General features: G+C 45.6%; 20 protein-coding genes. 9 read left to right on the forward strand and 11 right to left on the reverse strand.

Annotated features, from left to right (window positions below):
- Positions 1-11 precede the first annotated feature (11 nt).
- Both FKN88_RS02340 and FKN88_RS02345 read right to left on the reverse strand, forming a co-directional pair.
- Positions 12-500 carry a GNAT family N-acetyltransferase gene (locus tag FKN88_RS02340; RefSeq protein ID WP_154168112.1) on the reverse strand — a complete coding sequence of 163 codons (489 nt, stop codon included), beginning with the start codon at positions 498-500 and terminating at the stop codon, positions 12-14.
- 118 nt (positions 501-618) lie between these two features.
- Positions 619-2,031, reverse strand: coding sequence for an MDR family MFS transporter (locus FKN88_RS02345; RefSeq protein ID WP_154168110.1), 1,413 nt, complete (start codon positions 2,029-2,031; stop codon positions 619-621).
- Between the two features lie 200 nt (positions 2,032-2,231).
- Between FKN88_RS02345 and FKN88_RS02350 the strand changes: the two genes are divergently transcribed.
- On the forward strand, positions 2,232-3,134 hold the full coding sequence (locus FKN88_RS02350; RefSeq protein WP_154170641.1) for a LysR family transcriptional regulator: 903 nt from the start codon (positions 2,232-2,234) through the stop codon (positions 3,132-3,134).
- A 106-nt stretch (positions 3,135-3,240) separates the two neighbouring features.
- On the opposite strand, the gene FKN88_RS02355 is transcribed toward FKN88_RS02350, so the two are convergent.
- On the reverse strand, positions 3,241-3,720 hold the full coding sequence (locus FKN88_RS02355) for an outer membrane beta-barrel protein (protein WP_072669170.1): 480 nt from the start codon (positions 3,718-3,720) through the stop codon (positions 3,241-3,243).
- Positions 3,721-3,900: 180 nt separating this feature from the next.
- Positions 3,901-7,824 carry an ATP-dependent RNA helicase HrpA gene (hrpA, locus tag FKN88_RS02360; protein WP_154168108.1) on the reverse strand — a complete coding sequence of 1,308 codons (3,924 nt, stop codon included), beginning with the start codon at positions 7,822-7,824 and terminating at the stop codon, positions 3,901-3,903.
- Between the two features lie 229 nt (positions 7,825-8,053).
- Between hrpA and FKN88_RS02365 the strand changes: the two genes are divergently transcribed.
- Both FKN88_RS02365 and FKN88_RS02370 read left to right on the forward strand, forming a co-directional pair.
- Positions 8,054-8,401 (forward strand): hypothetical protein, encoded by a 348-nt coding sequence (locus tag FKN88_RS02365; protein WP_004395210.1) that lies wholly within the window; start codon positions 8,054-8,056, stop codon positions 8,399-8,401.
- A 134-nt stretch (positions 8,402-8,535) separates the two neighbouring features.
- The gene (locus FKN88_RS02370; protein WP_040904279.1) at positions 8,536-8,985 is read left to right on the forward strand and encodes a TerB family tellurite resistance protein; all 450 of its coding nucleotides are present in this window, start codon (positions 8,536-8,538) and stop codon (positions 8,983-8,985) included.
- Positions 8,986-9,122: 137 nt separating this feature from the next.
- On the opposite strand, the gene FKN88_RS02375 is transcribed toward FKN88_RS02370, so the two are convergent.
- Positions 9,123-11,198, reverse strand: a complete 2,076-nt coding sequence (locus FKN88_RS02375; protein ID WP_154168106.1) for a methyl-accepting chemotaxis protein — start codon at positions 11,196-11,198, stop codon at positions 9,123-9,125.
- 114 nt (positions 11,199-11,312) lie between these two features.
- Entirely contained in the window at positions 11,313-11,843 is a 531-nt protein-coding gene (locus tag FKN88_RS02380; RefSeq protein WP_154168104.1) for a 3'-5' exonuclease, read from the reverse strand.
- Positions 11,844-12,152: 309 nt separating this feature from the next.
- On the opposite strand from FKN88_RS02380, the gene FKN88_RS02385 reads away from it, so the two are divergent.
- Genes FKN88_RS02385 through FKN88_RS02395 form a run of 3 tightly spaced genes read left to right on the forward strand, consistent with a single transcriptional unit; the run spans position 12,153 to position 17,550 of the window.
- The gene (locus tag FKN88_RS02385; protein WP_154168102.1) at positions 12,153-12,785 is read left to right on the forward strand and encodes a DUF2760 domain-containing protein; all 633 of its coding nucleotides are present in this window, start codon (positions 12,153-12,155) and stop codon (positions 12,783-12,785) included.
- Positions 12,785-14,686 carry an Hsp70 family protein gene (locus FKN88_RS02390; RefSeq protein WP_154168100.1) on the forward strand — a complete coding sequence of 634 codons (1,902 nt, stop codon included), beginning with the start codon at positions 12,785-12,787 and terminating at the stop codon, positions 14,684-14,686. The genes FKN88_RS02385 and FKN88_RS02390 overlap by 1 nt, the downstream gene beginning before the upstream one ends.
- Before the next feature lie 59 nt (positions 14,687-14,745).
- On the forward strand, positions 14,746-17,550 hold the full coding sequence (locus FKN88_RS02395) for an Hsp70 family protein (protein WP_154168098.1): 2,805 nt from the start codon (positions 14,746-14,748) through the stop codon (positions 17,548-17,550).
- Positions 17,551-17,644: 94 nt separating this feature from the next.
- On the opposite strand, the gene FKN88_RS02400 is transcribed toward FKN88_RS02395, so the two are convergent.
- The 3 genes from FKN88_RS02400 to FKN88_RS02410 form a co-directional block, all read right to left on the reverse strand.
- Positions 17,645-19,030, reverse strand: coding sequence for a heavy metal sensor histidine kinase (locus FKN88_RS02400; protein ID WP_154168096.1), 1,386 nt, complete (start codon positions 19,028-19,030; stop codon positions 17,645-17,647).
- The gene (locus tag FKN88_RS02405) at positions 19,027-19,704 is read right to left on the reverse strand and encodes a heavy metal response regulator transcription factor (RefSeq protein WP_004395202.1); all 678 of its coding nucleotides are present in this window, start codon (positions 19,702-19,704) and stop codon (positions 19,027-19,029) included. The genes FKN88_RS02400 and FKN88_RS02405 overlap by 4 nt, the downstream gene beginning before the upstream one ends.
- Before the next feature lie 148 nt (positions 19,705-19,852).
- Positions 19,853-20,227: a DUF305 domain-containing protein gene (locus FKN88_RS02410; RefSeq protein ID WP_154168094.1), complete on the reverse strand. Its 375-nt coding sequence runs from the start codon at positions 20,225-20,227 to the stop codon at positions 19,853-19,855.
- Between the two features lie 909 nt (positions 20,228-21,136).
- Between FKN88_RS02410 and FKN88_RS02415 the strand changes: the two genes are divergently transcribed.
- From FKN88_RS02415 to FKN88_RS02425, 3 genes are all read left to right on the forward strand, one after another.
- A complete protein-coding gene (locus tag FKN88_RS02415; RefSeq protein WP_154168092.1) occupies positions 21,137-22,879 on the forward strand; it encodes an ABC transporter transmembrane domain-containing protein in 1,743 nt (580 codons plus the stop codon).
- 2 nt (positions 22,880-22,881) lie between these two features.
- Positions 22,882-24,651 carry an ABC transporter transmembrane domain-containing protein gene (locus FKN88_RS02420; RefSeq protein WP_154168090.1) on the forward strand — a complete coding sequence of 590 codons (1,770 nt, stop codon included), beginning with the start codon at positions 22,882-22,884 and terminating at the stop codon, positions 24,649-24,651.
- A 234-nt stretch (positions 24,652-24,885) separates the two neighbouring features.
- A complete protein-coding gene (locus FKN88_RS02425) occupies positions 24,886-25,431 on the forward strand; it encodes a hypothetical protein (protein WP_154170639.1) in 546 nt (181 codons plus the stop codon).
- An 86-nt stretch (positions 25,432-25,517) separates the two neighbouring features.
- On the opposite strand, the gene FKN88_RS02430 is transcribed toward FKN88_RS02425, so the two are convergent.
- A complete protein-coding gene (locus FKN88_RS02430; protein WP_004395197.1) occupies positions 25,518-25,742 on the reverse strand; it encodes a hypothetical protein in 225 nt (74 codons plus the stop codon).
- Between the two features lie 119 nt (positions 25,743-25,861).
- The gene (gene queC, locus FKN88_RS02435; RefSeq protein WP_154168088.1) at positions 25,862-26,560 is read right to left on the reverse strand and encodes a 7-cyano-7-deazaguanine synthase QueC; all 699 of its coding nucleotides are present in this window, start codon (positions 26,558-26,560) and stop codon (positions 25,862-25,864) included.
- Between the last annotated feature and the right edge of the window lie 4 nt (positions 26,561-26,564).

Here is a 26,564-nt window from a genome sequence, read left to right on the forward strand (position 1 = left end):
CAACACCAAGGTTACACCTTCTGTTGTGATAGGGGTTTGCGCAACCAATGTATATGTGGAACAAATCCCCCTTGCTGATAAAAATGTTGCGCCGTTTGATTAAACTCCCACACCTCAACAAACATTTCTTTGACGCCATACTCAACGAATGTCTGCTCTAAATGAGCAAGAAGTGAGGCTGCGACTCTTTGTTGACGATAACAGGGAACAACATATAGCTCATCAATACTACCCATCGGAATGGGCTGACTGACACTCGAAATTAACTCACAAAAATGCCCAGTAATAAAACCAACGATCTGAGAACCCTGTTTAGCAACGTAAACCAAACATTCCGGATCATCTAAATAACGGGCAATACTCTTCTCTTGCTCAATCTCATGAGCGGTTTTGAAATAAGCTGGACAAGCACGGTGATGCTCGTCATGTAAATCAAACATCAACTGATTGAGTACTTCTAAATCATCGACTTGAGCCGCTGATAGGATAATCGCTGACATAATGTTGCCATCACAGAAATAAAAACTCTCTGAATTCTATCCAATAAAGGTAAAAAAAAATACGCCCAACACCGATTAGTGTTAAGCGCATTGGTTAGCATCACAAAAGTGAATAGCCCTACTCTGTGGCTGGTGCCTTAACGGTTAATGCATCACGACGCAGCTTGAGAATGGTCAGCAACATGGCACAAAGCGCTAAAACACTCATCCCGATATAAACCAAGCTAAAGCCTTGAGCGAGTACATGAGTCGCGACTTGCGCTTGTTCAGCACCATGTTCACTGACTGTCACGTCTTGGGGAACTCGTAGATAGAATAACGCCGAGCAAAATGCAACCCCTAACGCTCCGCCTAGCTCACGGCCAAAATTAAATAACGACATGCCAATCCCACGATCGCGAGCAGGCAAAACACTTTGCACGACAACACTGAGTGCTGGCAAAGTTAACCCAAGTCCAATTCCTGCAAAACCTAGCGCGAAATTAACCCAAATATCATAGTGAATTTGCCATAGCGCGATCATCGCCAAAGCAAAACCTAATGCCACTAACAATTTATAGCGAGCAAACTTAGCGACCAGCTTACCGCCGACATACGCGCCCGCCGTGATACAAAACATAAAAATTACCATCACGACGCCACTTTGTGATGGAGAAAGTCCTTTCTGCCATTGCAGTTGCAAAGGTAGATAAACTAACAGCGCAAACATCAACATTTGCGATCCCATCACTAACATAATGGCGGTTAAGTAGTTGGGCAAACGCGCTAAACGAGCAGGTAAAATAGGATCACTAACGCGTTTTTCTACCAATACAAGCATGACAAGGCTAGCTAATAAAATAAACGCCCCCCAGCCATTAGGCATAAACGAGTGCGATGAAAGCAACATTAGCAACATGGTAGTGGCGATCATCAATAATCCGGCACCAAGCCAGTCAAAGCGGCTATTACGACGTTTATTCAAGTGGCTGAGGTAACGATTGACCATCCACAATGCCACCAAGCCAAGGGGTAAGTTGATTCCAAAGACCCAGCGCCACGTTAAATGGTCAGCAAAATAACCGCCTAACAGTGGCCCCGCAATACTCGATACCGCATATACCGCGGAAATATAGCCTTGATATTTACCCACTTCACGCGCTGGAATCGAATCGGCAATCACGGTAAAGGCCAGCGCAATTAAGCCACCACCGCCAATGCCTTGAATCACGCGCGCACCAATTAAACTCGGCAAATCAATCGCAAACGTACAGAGTGCTGAGCCAATCATGAAAATGACAATGCTGATATTGAGCATGCGCACCCGACCAAACAGATCGCTTAACTTACCATAAACCGGCAGTACTGCTGTCGCAGCCAATAAATAAGCGGTAATCACCCAAGTAAGGGATTTTCCAGCGGATAACTCCTGACCAATCAAAGCCAAAGGTGTGGTGACAATACTTTTTTCTAAAGAGCCTAAGGCAATCACCAGTGCGACGCTGGCAAAAATAATTTTCGGGTTGGATGAATAAGTCGAATCGGTTGACATAAATCCTCTGGTATTAAACGATACCAATACAACATAACGTTATGGGTAAGTGATCAGCGAATGAGCGCAGAGGGTGCGCCGCTTCGGTAACTCAAGATTGAAGAAAGCGCAGCCTATCGCGCATCACCATAAGATAACTGAATATCATTCTATCTAAAATAGGATAGAATGGGATCGTCAATTGCAAATATGGGATTATGATGAAATTAGACGATCTGGCGCTTTTTATTACGGTGGTACGCTGCGGCAGCTTCGCCTTAGCCGCTAAGCAAAAAGCCCTCTCCAGCAGCACTCTGAGTCGCCGAATCCAACAATTAGAGCATGATATGGGTAGCATCTTGCTGATCCGTAGTAGTAAAGAAATTGTTTTAACCAAAGAAGGGGAACAATTATTTGAAACCTATGTCGAGCTCTTCGCTGAAATCGAATCGAAACAAGAAATCGCCTTACGTGCCAAACAAGAATATCGTGGCACGATTGTCATTAATGCACCGATTATCCCCTTACGTCATCAACTGAGCCCACTTGCATTAGAATTTTGTCAGCAACATCCCAACGTTAATATCCATTTTCAAGTCGGTGCGGGCATGGATTACTTCACGCGTCACGATATTGATATCGCTTTGCGTTTTGGTCCTCAGCCACATTCCGATTGGGTCGCTCGTAAGCTAGCCAATAATCCATCGCAGCTCTGCTCGACTCCCAGTTACGCCGCTACCTTAACCTTAAATCACCCTGAACAGTTGCAAACATTACCGCTACTGACGCTGAATACCAAACAGGCTTGGGTGTTTAAACATCGGCTCACAGGAGAACAATTTCAATTTACCCCGCGAGCTCGCTTAAGTTCAGAAGAGTTAGATACGATTTTACAAGCGACACTCCTAGATATGGGAGTCGCTCGCTTACCGAAAGGATTGATTAGCCAAGAACTGACGCAGCAGCAATTAGTTCCTTTATTGCCAGAATGGGATATAGAAGGGGCTGATGTTTATTTACTGCACCCTCAACGGCGATTCTTACCAGAAAGGACCCAAGCTTTTATTGACTACATTAATGCACATTGGCCAAGAGTAGCGTTCAGTCATTGGTTAAATACATAATTGACGAGAATAAAACGCCCTTGGAGAAAAACAAAACCTCTAAGGGCGTTATCGATGGTTTATCAACTGAGCGATAAACCGATTTGACGACTAACCGCTAAAGCGATTATAGAAAATGGAAAGTCGCGTTAAAGGAAAGTACACTGACGTCTTTCTTGTCGAGAGTATAACGATGGTAACCCGCGCCTACCGAAAAAGGACCCATAATAAAATATTCAGCGCCTACGCCATACATGATATCGAAACCATCATCATCTTTACTGTTGTTGATTTCTGTTTTCCATGAATGGATACCACCACGCGCATAAATATGTAAAGGACCAAAATCAATGCTTGGCTTTAGTGCGGCATACATGGTTGAAGCAGAGGTTTCAATACCGTTAATTTTAAAATCGCCTAATTTTGTGTAACCACCTTCAACCGCAAAAAATGGCAGAATTCCGGTTCCAACATGCAAATTATAAGCCGTACTGCTATCACCACGGTAATCAGATTGGCCAACCGATGCACCAGCGTAAACCAAAGCATCTGCCATTGCTGCAGAAGAGGCTCCCAATAGCGCGAGGGCAAGTAACGTTTTTTTCATAATTAACCTTTTGATAGTTGTCTGGCCGCTGCTGCTAAGCCAATGTTATGCATTACCGGAAATTATAGAATCATCTTCACCGCACCTCAAGGAACGAAAGGACAGATAGTGAATAAAGATCAATAATATATCCGCTTATCATTTGAAGTCACCGCCTGATAGCGGTGACTTGCAGCTTGCCTAACAGGCATCAATCGCTTGTTTGACTCGTTTATCTGAAATCGGATAAGGCGTACCAAGTTGCTGAGCAAAATAACTCACTCTTAGTTCTTCGATCATCCAGCGGATCTCTTTGACCGATTCAGGCACAGCTACTCCTTTCGGAATTTTATTCAATAAGGTCTTGTATTCGTTAACCACCGATTCAATTTTCAACATATGCAAGCGATCTTTATTGGGATCAACCGGCAGTTTTTCCATCCGCCTTTCAATCGCTTTCATGTAGCGCAAAATGTCCGCCAGCTTTTTCCAACCACATTCGGTGGCAAAACCTTTAAAAATCAGCCCTTCCATTTGTGCTTTGATATCCGATAAAGCAAAAGCCATCGTGAAATCGACTTTACCTTTCAAACGCTTATTAATGTTGTAGGCGGTGGTTAAAATGGTTTCTACTTGCTGGGCAATCTCGACCACCGTATCCCCCAGTTCAGCGCGAACATATTCTTTCAGCGCTTCAAAGGCTTCTGGCTGCCAAACCATGCCCCCATGCTGCTCGATAAGCTTATCAACGCCACAAGCAATACAATCATCAATTAAATCCAGTACTTTACCGTAAGGGTTAAAATACAAGCCAAGCTTAGATTTATTAGGCAAGTTACTGTGTAAGTATTTGATCGGAGATGGCACATTAAGCAAAATTAATCGTCTTTGTCCGGCTTGCATCGCAGTTTGCTGCTCACTTTCCGTTTCAAATAGCTTAATTTCAATGCTGTCTTTATTATCCACCAACGCCGGATAGGCTTTAACCTCAAAACCGCCACGTTTTTGCTGGTAAACTTTCGGCAGCTCACCAAACGACCAAGTGTGGAGATCTTTCTGCTCAATATCATCATCCGCCACTTGCGATAAGGTTTCTTGAACCTTGGCTTTCAAGCTTTCTTTCAATGCGTATAAGTCTTTATCTTCATTGAGTTTCCGATGACGATGATCCACTACCCGATAGGTCACTTTTAAGTGATCAGGTACTTGCTGCCAATTCCAATCTTCACGCTCGATAGCCACGCCTGTCATCCGCTTAAGCTCTTTTTCCAGCGCATCCAGTAATGGCATTGCTAACGGCGTGACGCGCGCTAAAAAGGCATCAGCATAGTTTGGCGCTGGCACAAAGTTCTTACGCAGCGTTTTCGGTAGCGATTTAATCAAACTGACCACTAATTGATGACGTAAACCCGGAATTTGCCAATCAAAGCCTTGCGGCTCAATTTGGTTAAGGATCGGCAAAGGAATATGCACCGTGACACCGTCACTATCAATACCCGGTTCAAATTGATAACTGAGCTTTAATTTAATTCCGTTTTGGTGCCAGAAATTAGGATAATCGAGTTCGGTGATATGGCTGGCATCGCCTTTAACCAGCATCTCTTTTTCAAAATTGAGTAAGTCTGGATTATCATGGCTGGCTTTTTTCCACCAAGCATCAAAATGACGCCCTGAGACCACCTCCGCGCCAACTCGTTGATCATAAAATTGGAACAGCTCTTCATCATCCACCAAGATATCTCGGCGACGCGATTTATGCTCTAACTCCTCGACCTCAAGTAACAAAGCGCGATTTTGCTTAAAGAAAGCGTGTTTGGTTTGCCAATCACCTTCCACCAAAGCACTGCGAATGAAAATCTCACGGCTCAATGGCACATCAATCGCCCCATAATTGACCGCTCGTTTGGCAACGATAGGTACGCCATAAAGGGTCACTTTTTCATACGCCATCACCGCGGCACTTTTCTTCGACCAATGTGGTTCGCTATAACTACGCTTGATCAAGTGCTTAGCAAGAGGCTCAATCCATTCCGGTTGAATTTTGGCAACAATCCGCGCCCACAGTTTCGAGGTTTCGACCAGTTCTGCCGACATCACCCACTTTGGCTGTTTTTTAAATAAACCAGAAGCTGGGAAGATATTGAATCTTGCGTTACGAGCCCCTTGATACTCATTTTTTTCAGCGTCTTTACTGCCGATGTGTGACAGCAAACCCACCAAAATGGCGCTGTGCAGACTGTCATAATTTGCCGGCTGATCGTTGAGCTTATAATCCATTTCACGCATCGATTGATGAATTTGGAAATAAACGTCTTGCCACTCACGAACGCGCAAATAATTTAAATAGTCCTGTTTACATTGACGACGAAAAGCATTGCTATTCAAGGCCTTTTGCTGCTCTTGTAAGTAATGCCACAGATTGATTAAGGTAACAAAATCCGAGTCTTCATCGACAAAACGGCGATGTTTTTCATCTGAGGCTTGCTGCTTATCACTCGGCCTTTCTCTTGGGTCTTGAATCGATAACGCTGAGGCAATGATCATCACCTCTTTTAAGCAGCCGAGCCGCGGCGCTTCCAACACCATTCGCGCTAAACGTGGGTCAATCGGTAAACGAGCCAACTGACGTCCAATCGTGGTCAGGCGTTTTTTCGGGTCGCTGATCTCAGGGTTCATTGCCCCCAACTCTTCCAGCAAGCGAACGCCATCTTGGATATGGCGTTTGTCTGGCGCTTCAACAAATGGGAACGCCTCGATATCGCCTAAGCCTAGCGCAGTCATTTGTAGAATGACTGACGCTAAGTTGGTGCGCAGAATTTCTGGGGCGGTAAACTCAGGGCGAGATAAAAAGTCTTCTTCTGAGTATAGACGGATACAGATACCCTCTTCGACACGCCCACAGCGCCCTTTACGTTGGTTAGCACTGGCTTGAGAAATCGGTTCAATCGGTAAACGTTGCACCTTGGTGCGATAGCTGTAACGGCTGATCCGCGCAGTGCCCGGATCAATAACATACTTGATCCCTGGCACCGTTAACGAGGTTTCCGCCACGTTGGTGGCAAGTACGATCCGCCGGCCGCTATGGGGTTGGAAAATCTTATTTTGTTCGCCAGAGGATAAACGGGCATACAAAGGCACAATCTCTGTATCTCGTAACTTACGTTTTGCTAACGCATCGGCAGTGTCACGAATTTCCCGTTCACCATTCATGAAAATCAGGATATCCCCTAACCCCTCAAGGCACAGCTCATCCACCGCGTCAAAAATACCTTCGAGTTGATCGCGATCGCTGTCCGTTTCTGCCACTAGTGGACGATAACGCGTTTCTACCGGAAAGGTTCTGCCTGACACTTCAATGATCGGCGCATTAGCAAAGTGTTTCGAAAATCGCTCAGGGTCAATGGTTGCCGAGGTGATGACCACTTTGAGATCAGGACGACGGGGTAATAATTGGCGTAAATAACCGAGAATAAAATCAATGTTTAAACTGCGCTCGTGAGCTTCATCAATAATGATCGTGTCGTACTGATTGAGATAACGATCATGTTGAATTTCTGCCAGTAAAATACCGTCAGTCATTAATTTGATTTGGGTTTGCTCAGAGATTTGATCGTTAAAACGCACTTTATAACCGACAACGCCACCAAGCTCACACTGCATTTCTTCGGCAATGCGATTAGCCACCGAACGAGCGGCGAGTCGACGTGGTTGCGTGTGGCCAATCAGCCCATATTTACCACGTCCAAGCTCAGCACAAATTTTCGGTAACTGAGTGGTTTTACCTGAACCGGTTTCCCCAGCAACAATCACCACTTGATGCTGCTCAATTGCCCGCGCAATATCATCCCGCTTTTGACTGACCGGTAACTGTTCTGGGTAATCAATCGTGATTTTTTGCGCTTCTCGCTGTGAAACCACCATCATTGAACGAGCAATATCCAGCGCTATTTCATCAAAGACGGCTGTTCTTGCTTGTTCTTTAACAATTTTACTGGCACCGATGATCCGCTTATTGAGACGAAAACGGTCTTTTATCAAACACTGTTGCAACGCTTGTTGCAATGACTTGACGGTATTGGCTTTTGCCATCGTATTTTTTTCTGAGTGAGGCTGTGACTGAGTCAAAGCGTTACCTATTCTTTTCTTTGCATAAAATTAGCTGAATTGTATCACAAACTTGTTGGTCGATCGGTAATTCGTATTAAGCCAATCCTGCTGATTCGGCTCGTTAACCAGTAAAAAATGTATTTCGATGATTAATTGTTCGTTTATGGCCCATTGCATGCAAGAAGGTTTAGTTTTATTGTCATTTGGCCGCTAAAATAGAAAGATACCTAACTAAGTAGAAAATACTGTGAAAGCTTCTGAACTGAAACTAAGACTTGATGACCTGCCTGCTGATTGTGACCCTGAAGTCGTCATGGGAGAACTTTGGCTGCCCGAACGTTTAGTCGGTACTCAGCACGATAACGATATGCTGTTTTTACAATTTGATAATGCTCCAGAAGAAGGTGAAGGCGAGGAAGAGGGTCGCGGTTTTGTTCAGCATGAAATCAATCTGATCCGTGAGCGTATTACTCAATTACTCAATGAACCCAATCCACAGAGCGTTCAAGTTGAAGCTTTAGTCGCCCTACTGCTGCTTGCCCATGAACAAAGCAGTTCGGAGTTTGTAGAAATGATCAGTGACTGGGAACTGTAAGCGTTTAACTCTCTCAACGCTTGAATAAGCACCTTCTCTGCGCCATTTTCTACAACAATAAGGGAACTGTGGCAGCGTTTTATCCTCCAATCATTAACGTTCACTGGTACCGCATATAGAGAAAGGTATTTTTTATGTTCAATACTATTACCGCCTTATTTAAACAGCTCCTCGACGGGCACGATCTAAGTCAACCTTCTCCTAGCCCTAATTTTGCAATCGCTTGTTTATTGAGTGAGGTCGCCGGTTCAGATCAAAAAATAACCCCCACAGAACGACAAGCGAAGCTAGCCTTACTGCAACGTTTACTTGCAATAGACGACAGTGAAGCACAAGCTTTGATTAGCCGTGCTGAGCAACAAATACGTCAATCGGCATCATTGTATGAATTTACCTCTCAGCTACGAGAATTAACCCAAGGTAAACGATTTGAGTTAATAAAAGCGATGTGGGAAGTTGCCCATGCGGATGGTGAGATTGATCCACTAGAAGATGCGGTGATCCGTAAAACGGCCGAGTTACTGTACGTTGACCACAGTCAGTTTATTCGCGCAAAACTGATGGTTGTTAATCCGAAAAAATAAAGCGAAGTTCTCGAATTAACGCGACCTTCACTTGATGATTTATTTGTTTGCTGTTTTTACTTTCTTTAATGTTGAATTCCACGATGACCTTGATGGGAGCTAAGCAATACGCCCATCAAGGTCTCCAAGACCGTTCGTTAGTATTTAAACTGATTTAAACGCGAGCTCACCGCACTCACTCGATTCGCCGCATCACGACTCTCTTGATTGGCGGCACTGGCACCATGATCAATTTCATTCGCCGCATCATTAATCGCCACAATATTACGATTCACCTCTTCAGTCACCGCCGCCTGCTCTTCTGCTGCGGTGGCGATTTGGTGGGCCATGTCTTGAATACGCTCACTTTGTGCGCGCACTTCTTTTAAAGCATCGACAGCACGTTGTGATAACGCTTGGCAGTTATTACTCTGCTCGCGACTTTCATTCACCGTGGCGACCGCTTTTTTACTGCGCTGACGTAAGGTATCGATCATGGTTTGTATTTCATCGGTGGACTGCGCAGTGCGCGTGGCAAGGTTACGCACCTCGTCAGCCACTACGGCGAAGCCGCGTCCTTGATCACCAGCACGCGCCGCTTCAATCGCTGCGTTTAATGCCAATAAGTTGGTCTGCTCAGAGATGGCTCGAATGACATCCAAGATTGACCCCACTTGCTCACTTTGCGCTTCCAGCTCTTCTATCTCTTGCGCAGATTTAAGAAGATCATTAGCTAAACGTTTCAAGCCTTCGGCACTTTGTTCTACTTCGCGCTGGCTTTGGTTAATTTCTTGCTGAGCTTGAGTCACGGCGCTGGCCGTCTCTTGAGCATTGTCGGAAACACTGTGCGCAGTAGAAGACATTTCATTGGTTGCGGTTACCACTTGCTCTATTTCTGCCCGTTGATGTCTAATCTGATCGACGCCCTGTTTCGCATAAGAAGCCGAACGCTGCGTGCTTTCCGTTAAGCCATCCATTTGCTGAGCGACATCAGAGACTATCGAGCGAACATTACCGACAAAGGTATTTAAATGATGAGCCAATTGCCCGGTTTCATCACGGCGATCAATTTTAATGGTTTGGGTTAAATCACCTCCAGATTGGGTGAGTTTTTCAACCAAACCAACCAGCTTTTGAATCGGACGGCTGATTGATAATGCCATGACCCACATGGCGATAATACCTAATAAGATGAGTAAACCACCGACCCAAAGCTGACCTTGTAGATTAGCGGCAAAACCTTGATCTAATTGCTGGGAGATCACAGCGGCCTGAGCTAATGCCACAGAAACCGGTAATATCACAATCACTTCCCAGTTATCATTCACGCCATGAGCACGAAACTGCGCTGATGCGATCACTGAATTATCTTCAATCCGGCTTTGTCCAACCACCCGCTTACTGATCAACTGAGCGACACCGGTCTGTTGAAGAGCTTTACCAACATTAGCGGCTTCTGAACTATCTGCACTCACGATATTTTTCGGGCTAAGGATGAGGACTCGCGCTTGACGATCAATATGTTTTTGGGTGTCGGCAGCAATGCGTTGCAGGAAGTTTAACGAATAATCGACACCAACCATCCCCGCCGCTTTACCATTAACCATCACAGGAGAAACAAAAGAACTCAACAAGGTTTGTACACCTTGGATATCGTAACTTGCAGGATCAATCACGCAATTTCTGCCCGTTTCGATGGGGCATAAATACCATTCAGAATTACGTACGCCTGTCGAAGAAACGGTTTTATCGTACATATTACCTAATGGACGCATCCCTAGTTGCCCCGAAGCCGAGCGATTCCAGTAGGGGGCGAATTGACCATTATCTTTGCTATGCGGTAAGCCGAGCGAAAAGATATCATCACCATCGAATTGATGCGCTTCCCAACCGGTATAAATACCTAGCAAATCGGGATGTTGAAGAAAAACACTGCGTAACATTTCAGTGACCACTTCACGAGAAGGACGCTCACCTTCTAAGCTACTCGATAATGACTGTGAAATGAGCATCGCTTGGTCAAAACGACTTTTCACTCCTAACGCTTCTTGCGTTGCAATAAGCTGCATGTTTTGTAACGCTTGACGGCGCAGCTCTTGATCGACCTGTTGATTAACGGAAGCCGATAAAATTTGACTGCTATGATAACTAAAACCAATCACCGCAAGGGTGATTGATAAAAGGGCTAACACACTAAAGGTTAAAACCTGTTGGCGAATACTGGTAAATTTCATCCTGATAACCTTACTTATCCATTGATTACTACCAGTTTAAGTCAGATTTTTCCTTTGAGCATTGTCATCGCGTTTTTATTGAGAGATTTGCCATATAAATAGATCGATGAATGTTTAAAACATCGTTAATGCCAGTTTTGCCAGATTGTAAGCATCGACATAACCGGAATGCTGACGTCCTTCCCAATCAATACCCTGTGCTTCTTGCGCCGCTCGATGCCCGATCCGTTTATCTTTTAAACGATGTTGAAGACGATATAAGGTCGCTATATTGATGCATTCGTGGATCGGCATAGGCAGACCTTTTTGCGCGCACTCTTTGGCTAAGATCAAATCGTCTCTTCCCCAACACGCATAAATTTTCTTACTGCCACCAAAATTTTTCACCATCGACCGCAACACATCGGCAAGGGGGCGGCCTTGTTTAGCCACTTTACGCGGAGTAATCCCCGTTAGTTCAACGCAAAACTCAGAAATTTTATCCTGCTCGGGTTGAACATAATATTGAGCACGCTTGACGATTTTACCCGCCGTAAGATCGATTTCAGCCAACCCCACTTCGATGATCTCTCCGGTAGTGCCTACGCCGTTCTCATTCCAGCAACACATTTCGAGGTCAAAACACACCACTCGGTTGTAATTCATTCGTTTATTCCGTGACTGATTGTCAATAAACCACAAATACTACCCAACTCTCTGCCAAAACTCGACGATTAAACCGTAGCACCACGATTGGTTGCCGCAATTTTAAAACGATTGTCGACAAACTCGGCAAATCACCACGTTGAGCGCTTAAAAAGCGAACGAATAGTCGCACTCTCACCCTGAAAACACCGATTTAACCATGCCTCATCGGTTGAATATGCTAATATCTGCCCTTATTTATCAAGCTATTCTGATCATCAAAATACTGCACCACGCTGTATTTGTTAGACCTAATATTGAGAATTCATCATGAACTTCGATTTAAGCGCTATACCAACCACCGTCGACATGCTCCACGCTGTCCTTGCTATTTTCAGCTTATTTGCCCTGTTATTACTGATTCTTCGTAAACCGCGTGTGATAGAAACCATCGTTGAAAAGCCGATTGAGAAGATCGTCGAAGTGGAAAAACCGGTGGAGAAAATTATTGAAGTCGAAAAGATTGTTGAAGTAGAAAAAATCGTCGAAAAAGTGGTCGAAGTAGAATCCAAGCTTGCCACCACATCCACTGACTCGGCACTGCAATTGCTGGCTATTTTGCAAAAAGAAGCCCGCTTCATTGACTTTTTACAAGAAGAACTCAGCGCATTCTCTGACGAAGAAGTCGGTGCAGCGGCTCGCGTTATCCATTCGGGCGGTCAAAAAGTTCTCAAAGAATACTTAACGTTAGAGCCAATTCGTACTGAAGAAGAAGAGACCCGCATCACCGTTGAACAAGGGTTCAACTCGCAAGCGATTCGTTTGATCGGCAACGTGACCGGACAAGCACCGTTTACTGGTACGTTGATCCACAAAGGGTGGAAAGCCAGCGCACTACACTTGCCGAAACTGGCCGAGCATTATGATCCCTCAATCATTGCCCCAGCAGAGGTGGAGCTATAATGGAACATCAACACGATCTCTCCACGCAACCATCAGCAACTTTTAGTGTCGGTATTGATTTAGGTACGACTCACTGTGTGCTTGCCTATAGTGATACACGCAACGAACACGCGAGTCTGCAAGTGATGCCGATTCCTCAGCTCAGCGCACCGGGTAGCGTCGAATCGCTCAATCAGCTTGGTTCTTTCGTCTATCAACCCCATGAACACGAAATGAATCCAGCGTCTCGTGTATTGCCATGGACAGATAAACCCAATGCCTTAGTAGGCGCGATTGCCCGCAACCTTGGCGCTAAAACACCGATTCGCTTGGTGGCCAGTGCGAAATCTTGGTTATGCCATGGCGGTGTGAATCGTCGTGAAGCATTTTTACCTGCTGGCAGTCCCGAAGAAGTGGAGAAACTCTCCCCTCTACGCGCCACCGAGCTTTACCTTGAGCACTTAAAACAAGCGTGGGATCACACTCATCCCGAACATCCGCTCTGTGATCAAGAAGTAACCATCACCGTACCCGCCTCGTTCGATCCGGCAGCGCGAGAGCTCACGGCTGAAGCGGCGCGGAATATTGGCTTAACCCATTTGACCTTACTCGAAGAGCCTCAAGCCGCACTGTATAGCTGGATCGATAATAGTCATGATCAATGGCGTGATCAGGTCAATGTCGGCGATATCGTACTGGTGGTGGATATTGGGGGTGGTACTACCGACCTATCACTGGTTGAAGTGACCGAAGATGAAGGAACACTAAGTTTGCAACGCATCGCCGTCGGTGAGCATATTTTGCTCGGTGGCGATAATATGGATCTCGCTCTTGCCTACCACTTAAAAATGAAGCTGGCCAAAGAAGGTAAAGATCTACAACCTTGGCAAGTGCAAGCGATGACTCACGCTTGCCGCGATGCCAAAGAAGTATTATTGAATGATAGTCAACGACAAGCGATGCCGATTGTTGTGCCAAGTCGCGGATCCAAACTGCTCGGTAGCACATTGAAAACCGAGTTAACACAAGATGACGTTCAGCAAATGCTGATTGACGGCTTCTTCCCGAAAGTGACGATTAATGATCATCCGCAGCAACGCAGCCGTGGCGCATTAACCCAAATAGGCCTACCTTATGCGCAAGATGCGGGTATTACTCGCCATATTGCCGCGTTTCTTGCCAAACAAGCCAACGCAACCACAGAGGCAACAGACCAAGAATTCAATCCATTTCTTGGTGGCATGCCCGGCCAATCATCACCGTCAAACGCTTTTATTAAGCCAACCGCAATATTGTTTAATGGCGGAGTGTTAAAATCCTCTCTCTTAGCTGAACGTTTGCAAGACACCATTAATCAATGGCTAGTCGAAGCCAACGCTCCAATCGCTAAACGCCTGACGGGCGTTGACTTAGACTTAGCCGTTGCCAGAGGTGCCGCTTATTATGGTGTGGTTCGCCGCGGTCAAGGGGTGCGTATTCGTGGTGGTATAGCTTCGAGTTATTACGTGGGTATTGAAAGTGCGATGCCAGCAATTCCCGGTATGGCTCCGCCAATGGAAGCACTCTGTGTTGCACCGTTTGGTATGGAAGAAGGTTCTAGCGTCGACGTCCCCAGCCAAACTTTTGGTTTGGTGATTGGTCAACCGGTTAACTTCCAGTTTTTTGGCTCAACAACTCGCCGTGACGATGCCGCAGGCACCCATCTGGATCATTGGCAAGATGACGAATTAGAAGAACTACCGGAGATCCAAGTCACTTTACCGGTATCAGAAGGCCGTCGCGAAGGTGAAATTGTCCCTGTCACCTTAGCTGCACGAGTCACTGAGTTAGGAACGTTACGCCTTGAGGCCATCGCCGCTGATAATGGCCAAACGTGGCATGTTGAATTCAATGTCCGTGAAGAAGCGCAACCGACCGCTTAGTCATCCATTACAAAAACGGCACTTTCAGAGTGTCGTTTTTATTCATGAAAAGGGTTGTCATGACATCTCCTCGTTTTCTGGTGGGCATTGACTTAGGCACCACCAATACTGTCGTTGCTTATTGCGAGCTAACCACGGATTTATTACATTCACCCGTGGCTTTGTTCGAGATCGATCAATTAATTGGGCCCGGTGAAGTGGTGCGTAGACCGTTATTGCCTTCTTTTCGCTATCACCCAGCAGCAGCGCAAGTCAACGCCGCCGATCTTACCCTACCTTGGCAACATCAACCGGTCAGTGGCGATCTTCCTCAGGTAATCATTGGTGAATGGGCCCGAGCGCTCGGTGCCAAAGTCGAAGGTCGCCAAGTGGTGAGTGCCAAAAGCTGGCTGTCTCATCCGAGTGTCGACCGACACTCCGCCATTTTACCTTGGGCTGGAGCGAGTGATGTCGATAAAGTCTCACCAGTGATTGCCAGTGCGAGTTATCTCAACCACATCCGTCAAGCGTGGAATCACCGCCATCCGGGAGATCGGTTAGAAAATCAAGAAGTGGTAGTCACCGTGCCAGCCTCATTTGATGAAACAGCCCGTCAACTTACCCTCGATGCTGCGCAATTGGCAGGTTTATCTACCATCATTTTATTAGAAGAGCCACAAGCCGTTTGCTACGATTGGTATGCTCGTCATTCCGCTACCGCCAGTGAGCAACTGAGCGAAGTCCCTTTGATTTTAGTTTGTGATGTCGGCGGCGGCACCACCGATTTGAGCTTAATTGAAGCCAAACACCAGCAAAGTTTAATCCTCAATCGTGTTGGTGTCGGTGAGCACCTTATGCTCGGTGGTGATAACGTAGACCTCGCCCTCGCCCATCTTGCGGAACAACATTTCAATACGAACCAAAAGCTGAGCGCTGCAAGCCTGAGTAAATTGATTCAACAAACACGGCAAGCAAAAGAGCAACTGCTGTCTACCAATCCCCCAGACAACGTAAAAATCACCCTATTAGGCAGTGGCTCTAAATTGCTCGGTGGCAGTAAAAGCGTCTCGCTCACTCGCCAAGAAGTGCATCAGATTGCTTTAGAAGGATTCTTTCCACAGTCTGAATTTTCACAGCTGCCTGATAAGCGGCGTCGTGCGGTGGTCGAATTTGGCTTGCCCTACGTCGCTGACCCTGCAGTGAGTAAACATGTCGCCGAATTTCTTCACCAGCATCAATCTGTTGCGCTATCAGCACTCAATCAGCTCGATACCACACAGCCAGCAATACCCGTTGGGTTGCTGCTCAACGGTGGGGTTTTTAATAGTCCATTAATTACCGAACGTCTTACCCAACTGCTGACCGATTGGCGAGGTGCGCCAATAACCGTATTAGATAACCCTCACCCTGATTTAGCCGTAGCGCTTGGTGCTGTCGCGTTTGCCAAGGCTCGACGTGGTGCACAGCTGAAAATTGGCGGCGGATCTGCCCGCTCGTATTTTTTACATCTTCCCGAAAAGAATCATTTAGGCAAGGCATTGTGTTTACTCGCTAAAGGCAGTGAAGAAGGGCAAGAGATCCGCTTAACTGGTCGGCGCTTCTCGTTAACGTTAGGCGAGCCTGTCCGTTTTAACCTTCTTACCTCCAGTTACGATACGATTGATGAAAAAGCGCCAATACAAAATGGGATGCTGATCAACATTGAACCGGAACGATTTACGCCTTTACCGCCCTACATTACCAGCCTCGAAGGTGAAGGGGCCGTTTTACATGCCAACCAAAAAGAGCGCATTGAAGTACAACTGGCCTGTCAGCTAACCGAAGTTGGTACATTGAAAATAGAGTGTGTTCACGTCAACGATGAAAGTAAACGCTGGGCATTAGAGTTCGAAGTTCGTCAGCAAACTGAAGCGATGCAGCAACCAGCCTCTCTTCATCCTCGCTTATCGGAATGCAAAGCTTTAATCGCCCGTTTGTACAGCGGTAATACCAAAAGTGCAGCGAATAACGAGATAAAAACCTTAACCAAAACCCTTGAGAAACAACTGGGCAAACGCGATGAATGGGATTTCACCACCCTGCGCCATTTATTTGATGTATTAGCTCAAGGACGTAAACGTCGCCGTCGCTCAGAAGCACACGAAAAACATTGGCTACGCTTGGCTGGGTTTACATTACGTCCAGGTTTTGGTGATAGCACAGACCCATGGCGCATCGATCAGGTATGGGGTCTCTATCAGCAAGGTATTCAGTTTCAAAATCAACAAGGTTGGAGCGATTGGTGGGTATTTTGGAGGCGAATTGCAGGGGGATTAAACCAAAGCCAACAAGAGCAAATTCTAGCCGACATTGCCAAATACTTGCATCCCGGTGCGATGAAAAACCCACAAACGGCGAAAGCAGCGCAAGAGATGGGCTACGAAGCGATGGTGCGCCTTGCTGCATCGTTAGAACATCTGGATGTTGAAGATAAAGTTCTGCTCGCGTCTTGGTTTTTGAATAAAGCCCTCAACCAAACCAACTTCGCTCAGGCTCACTGGTGGGCATTTGGCCGACTTACCTCACGCAGTCTATTCTATGGCAGCCAGCACACCGTTATTGCGCGTGAACAAGCAGAACAATGGTTACCCACTCTGCTTGAGCAAAACTGGCAACAAGAACCGATGATTGCTTTTGCCACCGTGATGATGTGCCGTAAAACGGGTGATCGCTTGTTTGATATTAGTGATACCATGCGTCGCGATGTGTTAAGCAAACTGAAACACAGTAAGGTTCCGGATGCATGGGTAGCTCTGGTCGATAGCGTCAGTGAGCTTTCTGCGAGTGAGTCAAAACGTGTCTTTGGTGATGCTTTACCGTATGGCCTACAGCTGATTGAACATTAATCGTCAGTTGTAACGAAGGTGTTGATAGACTTTAAGATCGATAAAGGACAGTCACGGTAGCTGTCCTTTATTATATTGGTATTTTCACCGCTGTTTATGGATGAGCGGGGAGCCGTATCGTGAATGTCGTTTGCTGGGGATCAGACTCCAGTATAATCTCACCTTGATGAGCCTCAACGATTGAACGGGTAATAGAAAGACCGAGACCAGAGCCATCGCCTTGACGTAGACGAGAAGGATCGCCTCGATGAAAGCGCTCAAACACCAAGGGGATCTGATCGCGAGGGATTGGCTCTCCCGGATTACTCACTAGAAGGTGAACCTGATGATTAACCCTTTTTATCGTCACCGTAATCACGTGTTCAGCGGGAGTATGTCGAATCGCGTTAGATAAAAGATTAGACAGTGCTCTTCGTAACATTAAGCGATCACCGATCACGGAGCCCTTACCGACCAACTTCATCGTTAAGCCCTTTTCTTCTGCCAAAGCTTCGTAAAATTCAAACAGAGCGCGCACTTCTGATTCAAGTGCAACATTTTGCTCAGGTTTCGGCAGCATGCCATTATCAGCTTTAGCCAAAAACAGCATATCAGCAATCATCCGGGCTAAGCGTTCAAATTCTTCTAGGTTAGAATGTAAGGCTTCTTGGTACTCCTCTGCCGAGCGAGAGCGTGATAACGCCACTTGTGTCTCGGTCATCAAGTTGGAGACTGGTGAGCGTAACTCATGAGCGATATCGGCAGAAAATTCATTCAAACGACGAAACGACTGTTCGAGACGCTCTAACATGCCATTAAACGCTTGCACCAGTTCTTGTATCTCGCTGGGTGCCTCTTCTGTTGATAACCGTTCCCCAAGGCTATGTGCCGATAATCGCCTTGCTGTACCAGCAATCGTTCGCATTGGCGCTAAGCCTTTATGGGCGGCCATCCAGCCGAGCATCGCCGCAAATAACGTTGCAATACCAATCCCGATGCCTAATTGTAAGCGTAGGGTATTAAGAAAATGCACGTGATGAGAGATATCTAACCCGACCAAGACATTAACGTCGCTAAGCTCTGGTAATGACACAGAAAACTGAGTGGCGATACCAATAAAATCCGCCCCAGAGGCATCGCTCCATTTGAGAAAAGGTTGCTTAGAGGTGACTAAATGAGTCTTAATCGGCTCAAGGTGTTCAGCACGCAGAGCATATTGCCATTGCTGATCGGCAATAGCGATCAAAATGGCAACATTATCATGCCCTACAAGGATCTCATTGATTCGGGGCGATAAGGTGTCAAGTGAGTGATGAGAATTCGCCGTCGATAGGAGTCTTTCTACAGTAGCCAGCTTGGTTGCTAGCTCATGGCTATCTAATTCATCGAAATGGAGGGACACTGAGCGCTCAATTAACACGCCCATGATGATCAATAGTCCACCCGCCATCAGAGCAAACAACACCGCCAGTCTAACGGTTAGAGATTGCGCCAATTTCACGTCTCGTCAACCTCAAGCACGTACCCCATTCCTCGAACAGTACGAATTAACTTTGGCTCAAAGGGGTCATCAACTTTCGCTCGTAAACGACGCACAGCCACTTCAATCACATTCGTATCGCTATCAAAATTCATATCCCATACCTGAGAAGCAATAAACGAGCGCGATAAAACTTCACCTCGTCGGCGCAATAATAACTCTAATAAAATAAATTCTTTCGCTGTTAAATCAATTCGTTGTCCATTTCGTATCACTCGACGTTTCACCAGATCAAGCGCTAAGTCTGCTGCCTGTAAGTGATCGATCTTTTGCGTTTTCCCTCTTCTCGACAAGGTCCGAACTCGAGCAAGCAATTCGGAAAAAGCAAAAGGCTTGATGAGGTAATCATCAGCACCTAATTCAAGCCCATGCACACGATCTTCAACGGCATCCCGCGCGGTCAAAAACAGCACCGGCATATGATATTCAGCACGACGAATCGTCTTTAACACCCCCCACCCATCGAGTCCAGGTAACATAACATCCAATATTAAGAGGTCATACTCTCCTGTTAATGCCAGATGTAATCCATCAATGCCATCACGTACCAGATCAACCACAAAACCGGCTTCACTTAACCCTTGCTGTAAATAATCGCCGGTTTTCTTTTCATCTTCTACGATCAAGATTTTCATCATTCGCTACTATAGTTCAGGACAGGTGGCGTTATGTTCTCGTAAACACCAAACGATAACAATACTTAACGAGAACATTGTCGAAAAGGATCGTATCACTAGGGTCTGTTGACCACACAAACAGACCCTAAGCATAAGCTTTAACGAATTAGTTAAGGCCTCGTTCCGCTAACCATTGTTGCATCATGCTAATTTCCTCTTCTTGTGCTGCAATGACCGCTTGCGCCAAAGCACGAATTTTAGGATCGCTACCGTGCTCTAATACCACTTTCGCCATCTCAACCGCACCTTCATGGTGAGGGATCATTCCGCGCACAAAATCCACATCGGCATCACCGGTAAAATTGATATTCATGGCTTGGTGCATGTTATCATTAATGGCCTGATAAGCCGCAATCGACGCTGATTGTGCCGATGGGGCCGCCATCTTTGTATGGTGTTTGGCATGTCCATCGGTGGCCGCAAAAGTCACGGCACTAAACATCACCAAAACACTGGTCAATAACCCTACTTTACGTAACATAAATACCTCGATATAAACGTAATGAAAATGTTGCCATTGCCTGACAACTCAACATTGATCACAACCCAAAGTACAATCTGCTTTGGTCGCTGGAACAGATTAATCATAGTCTGCGCTGCCTGTCAGTAACATGACCTGAAGATTACATTCTTGTCATCTATACCCAAACGACTTGGAGTTGCAGGTAGGCGGCAAGTGAGTAACAAATTTGTCTGGAACAAATTTGAACAGCCGTAGGCTGGCCTTTGGTGAGAGCCACGGATGGCTCTCATCATCCCCATGAGCGTAGACAAACGATGTGATTGGGGTGAACGAACGTAGCCAACACCGCTACAGATTCAAGTAGGAAAGGGATAACGAGTACCTAAACTCATCATTAAGCGTCACTGCCGTGATTCACAGTATTAGAAAGAACACTCTACAACCGACTAACACTCTATAAAACTGGATGCATTCAGCATAGACGAGGATATTTCGGCATAAAACCACTTTTTATTCACTGTTTTATGCCGTTTTTTAACATTAGTAACAATTGAACTTGTATTAATTGAGCATCGGTTAATAATAGTCAGTTCAATCACCCCGAGCGGCTTTAGGTGGCAAACGGATCATCCGTTCATCGACCACGATAAGCGTAGATAGACATAAGTCATGTGACTACCGTGGTGAAAGCATTTAATGACGCAGAACATTGAAAGAGAAAAAGAATAAATAAGACGTGTAACAATCATTCTATCGTAACTTACTGATTCCCAATACTCTACCTACTCGCGATTGATCGCCATTCCCTCTCCTTGAGCCATAGCGTTTTACAGGAAAGGAAAGTTTTTGAATCTCGGCGTTATCAAGTCATCAGGGAAGAGAATATCTACGATACCTCAAACGCCATCGAGAATTTAGGAGAAAGTTGTGAAAATATTTTGGCATTTACGCTGGTTTTTTAGACTACGCTGGCAACATTATTGTGGTTCTATCTTACTGTTCGTGCTCATTTCAACCATGCAACTTATTACCCCCAAAGCCGTTGGCCATATTGTGGATGGTGTCGTCGACAACACTATGACGCGTAATGAAGTATTGCAATGGCTGGGTGGGCTCTTGGTGGTCATTCTTATCATCTATGGTTGTCGAATTCTCTGGCGTATTTGGTTATTTGGTGCCAGTTTTGAACTGGGCAGTATTCTGCGTAATCGTCTCTATCAACACCTTTCACACCAGCCGCCACGTTTTTTTGAACGCTATAAAACCGGCGATTTGATGGCGCGCGGTACTAATGACGTGAAAAATATTGTTATGACGGCAGGCGAAGGTGTGCTTACCGCAACGGACTCACTGATTACCGGCATTGCCGTGCTGATCATTATGAGCACACAGATCAGTTGGAAACTGACCCTGATGGCGCTTTTACCTATGCCCTTTCTTGGATTAACGATTTTTTTCATCGTTCGCATTCTTCATCAGCGCTTTAAAGTCGCTCAAGAAGCTTTCTCTGATATGTCCGACATGACTCAAGAGTCATTAAATGGCGTGCGTATGTTGCGGGCATTTGGCCTAGAAAACCAAGAACAACAGCGCTTTGAAAGAATGGTTAACGAAACTGGCGATAAAAACATTGCCGTCGCTCGTGTCGATGCCCGTTTTGATCCCGCGATCCAGTTGGCGATTGGTTTATCGTTTTTTATCAGTATCAGCGTCGGTGCCTATCTGGTTGCTCAGCAAGAAATTAGTCTGGGTGATCTCACTGCGTTCACTATGTATCTCGGCCTGATGATCTGGCCGATGTTAGCATTTGCGTTTTTATTTAACATTTTAGAACGCGGCTCTGCCGCTTGGGATCGCTTGCAAGAGGTACTCGACCTTGCGCCGAGCATCATCAGTGGTGATCATGCATTACCAAACGAAGCTCAGCCACTAACAATCCATATCGAACAATTTCACTGGGATGCACAACTTCCCGCGGCTTTGGAACAGTGCAATATTCATCTTAAACCCGGTGCGATGTTGGGTATTGCTGGCCCCGTGGGTAGTGGTAAATCGACCTTAGTCGCCTTACTACTGCGGCAACAAGAGTTACAACATGGAGAGATTCGTTATGGTGATGTGTTGATAAAAGAGGCCAAATTGGATCAATGGCGCAGTAAATTTGCGGTGGTGAGCCAATCGCCTTTTCTTTTCTCACGTTCGATATTTGACAATATTGCCCTAGGTTGCCCTACCGCCACTCAAGAAGAGGTTTACCAAGCAGCGAAACTGGCTTGTATTCATGACGATATTTTGAAATTTCCAGCAGGTTACGATACCGAGGTCGGAGAAAAAGGCATCACGTTATCCGGTGGACAAAAACAGCGCATAGCGATCGCGCGTGCGATGTTATTGAATGCCGAAATATTGATTCTCGACGATGCGTTATCAGCGGTGGATGGACGCACTGAACATACCATCTTGCGTAACCTTGCAACAAGTAACCAGCAGCAATCTTTGATTATCATTGCTCATCGCTTAACCGCTTTAGAGAAAGCCGATGAAATCATTGTCCTTAATCACGGGAGAATCGCCGAACGCGGTCGACATCAACGCTTGCTGACCAATCACGCTTGGTATGCCGAGATGTACCAATATCAACAACTGGCTCAAGCGATTGAGGGAGAATAAACATGAGAAAGCAAACCATAAAACGCCTGTTTACCTACCCTCTCTCACAACCCAAGCCGATGATGATTGGCCTGTTGTTTCTGTTTATCGCTGCCGTAGCGAATGCAGGGGGGCCTTGGCTTATCCAACACTTTATCGATGAACACATTGCTAAAGGGGATTATTCGCAGCAAGCGTTAACGCTATTAGCAGCGGGTTATCTTGGTCTTACCCTGTGCTCAGCGCTGTTTCAATATCTGCAAAGTATTCAATTTAATATTGTCGCTACAGGCGTGATCAAAACCATTCGTAAACAGGCTTTTAATCGTGTCCTTCGACAGCCGCTGTCAGCCTTCGATTACACGCCAACCGGTAAGTTGGTCTCACGGTTAACCAACGATACTGAATCGCTGCAACAGTTTTATGAATTACTGATCGCTTCGGTGGTTAGAAATATCGTGATGATCTCCGTCATGCTGGTAGTAATGTGGCTACTTAGCTGGCAACTCACGCTGGTCGTGCTGGTTCTTTTACCCGTGGTTATAGGGTTCATGTTACTTTTCCAAAAACTCAGCACTTCAGCTTATCGAGTAATGCGTGATTTACTTACTGACATCAATGGCAACATGAGTGAATCGATTCAAGGCATGAGTGTGATTCAGTTAATGCGCCAAGAACAACGTTTTAACCAACAATTCAAACAACTGACCGCCGAACATTTCAATGCCGGTAAAAAAGTGATCACCTTAAATGGTATTCTGCTTCGTCCATTAATGGATCTATTGGCTGGCATTGCGTTATTAACCTTAGTGGCTATTTTTGGTTTTAGTGGCACTGAGTTAATCGGTGTTGGCGTACTTTACGCGTTTATTAGCTATCTCGGACGAATTACCGAGCCGCTAATAGAAATGACTCAACAACTGGCTCTATTACAGCAAGCTTTAGTTGCCAGTGAACGAATTTTTGAGATGATCGATGCGCCACAACAAACCTATGGTGAAGATACTCGACCACTGGCCAGTGGTGCCATCTGTTTAAATAATCTCTCATTCAGCTATGACGGAACACAAACCGTACTCAAGCAGATTAATTTGACTATTCCTCATCAGCACTTTGTGGCTTTAGTTGGCCATACCGGTAGTGGTAAAAGTACCATCGCTTCGTTATTGATGGGCTTTTATCCGGTGGAACAAGAGGCATTATTGATTGATGGCAGAGCGATTCATGATCTCGATAAAACCGTATTAAGAAAAGACATTGCCATGGTGCAACAAGACCCACATGTTCTACCGTCATCAGTGCGTGATAACATTGCTCTTGGACGCAAGATCAGTGATGAGTCAATTTGGCGAGCGTTGCATCAAGTCGGACTGGCTGAGCAGATTCAGCACTATCCCGAGCAATTAGACACTCAATTGGGGCAAGGTCAAACCAATCTCTCCGCCGGACAAAAACAACTGCTCGCGATGGCTCGTGTCTTAGTCGCTAAACCTAAAATACTGATCTTAGATGAAGCGACAGCCAATATCGATTCAGGCACAGAAGCATTAATACAGCGTAGCCTCCATGCGTTACGCCATGATATGACCTTAGTGGTGATTGCCCACCGCCTATCAACCATTATGGAAGCCGATAAAATTGTTGTTTTGCATCATGGTGAATTGGTCGAACAAGGCTCACATCAAGAATTACTGGCTCAAAAAGGACGTTACGCGCAAATGTATAAAATGCAGCAAGTGGGTGAACACCTGCGTGATATTGAGCACCAAACACCGCTCGAACCCGTTTGCTAATCCTATACCGCTTCGTAAACAGAACGAAGCGGTATATCGCACCTCTCTCAAGTAATGATAAAAAATCCCTTCGTATCTCATGCCTACGAGGATCCCTCTCATTAATGATAAAATACTCGCTATCTCATCCATGACTACGGTATGATGCGCGGCTGTCATGATGACTCACCGTTCAGCTCTAAGCCCCATTAGCAGGATAGATCACCTTAAGTAAAGCAGTTGTATGATATGTCTATGAACGCCGATAAATTTATGAATGTGTTTCGCCTACCAGGCTCAATACAAGTTCGTATAGGTCAATGGCAATCGACCTTTCGTGGAACCTCCGATATTGTTTTGCACCAAGCGCTAACGCTACGTAACCAACAGTATCATCAAACTAATTTTTTGCCCCGTGGTTGGTGTTTAACCCCATTCTCTACCGAGGATATTTCTATCACTCATCACGGCAAATACATCCAAACGACAATGCTCACCATGATCGACCGAAAGGTGACTTATAAACGAATTTATCTGTCTCGTTTGCCTCTTGAACAGGCTGAGCCAGCTTTACGTGCGTTTAAAACCGAATGGATTAAGCAATACAACATTGTGTTGAGCAAATACAATCAGCAACAGAAAAAGCAGTTTATGCGGTTTGCACAAGAAGAGCTGGAAACGCTCTATCCATCGATCCCCAAAGGACAATTTAACTCGGTATTATGGAACCGCATAGTGCGTTCAGAATTCGGCTCTGAAAACAAACAGACCAATCCCTATTATGTTAAAGCCTCTCTGTAACTAAGCCGTTAGGCGACAAAAAGGTAGCATGATCAATAAAGAGTCAGTAAACCACCCAGCCCTGACTGGCTGAGTGGAATAAAAGGTTAGTGTTGTACACCGGAAGGGTTATGACTAAATTCGGTTTGTTGATAAATATCCGCCAGCGCTTTGACTTTGTTGGCTCTGGCTTTTCGACGCCGTTTAGGTTCGAACTCTTGCTCAACGTGTTTTAACGTTTGCTCGTGCTCTTTGGCTGATTGAATGAACTCAGGGTTTGATATCGCCTGTTGGCGTAGGCGGTTAACGCGTTCTAATGTTTCCCACAACATAGAGACCTCCTTACCACTGGTTATATAACCAGCATAGCTCAGCCTCTAGGCTTGTCAAGCGTAAACACTGTCATTATACACAGTATTTACACTCTTTTACGCTTAAAACACTATCTTGATCACCCTTTATCGATGGTGTGCTTACTGAACAAAGATTGGCTAACCGATTGAGGGTGCTGTAAATATTGATTCAGACCGGCTTTACGAAGCTCACAAGCCGGACAAGTCCCACAGCCATCCCCGATCATGCCGTTGTAACAGGTCAGCGTTTCGTTACGCACTAAATCCAAAGCTTGATACTGATCCGCTAACGCCCATGTTTCTGCTTTATTCAGCCACATTAACGGAGTACGAATGGTTAATTGGCGATCCATACCTTGCACCAAAGCATGGTTCATCGCTTTGACAAAATCATTTCGGCAATCCGGATACCCTGAAAAGTCTGTCTCACAAACACCGGTGATGATCGTCTCTGCGCCAATTTGGTAAGCGTAAATACCCGCTAAAGTCAGAAACAAAATATTTCGTCCCGGGACAAAGGAATTCGGTAAACCGTTTGCCTGCAATTCATGAGAGACCGGAATATCATCGCGAGTCAGTGAGCTGATCGCCAACTCATTAAGCAAGCTGACATCCATCACTTTATGTGCTTTGACACCTAATTTGAGTGCTAATTGCTGAGCAACTTCAATTTCAAGTTTGTGTCGCTGCCCATAATCAAACGTAATCGCATGAACTTCATCAAACTCTTGCAAGGCTTGTACTAAACAGGTAGTTGAATCTTGCCCACCACTGAATACCACGACCGCTCTATTCATGTTG

The sequence above is a fragment of the Vibrio sp. 2017_1457_13 genome (genome assembly GCF_030851525.1).
Lineage (GTDB): Bacteria > Pseudomonadota > Gammaproteobacteria > Enterobacterales > Vibrionaceae > Vibrio > Vibrio metschnikovii.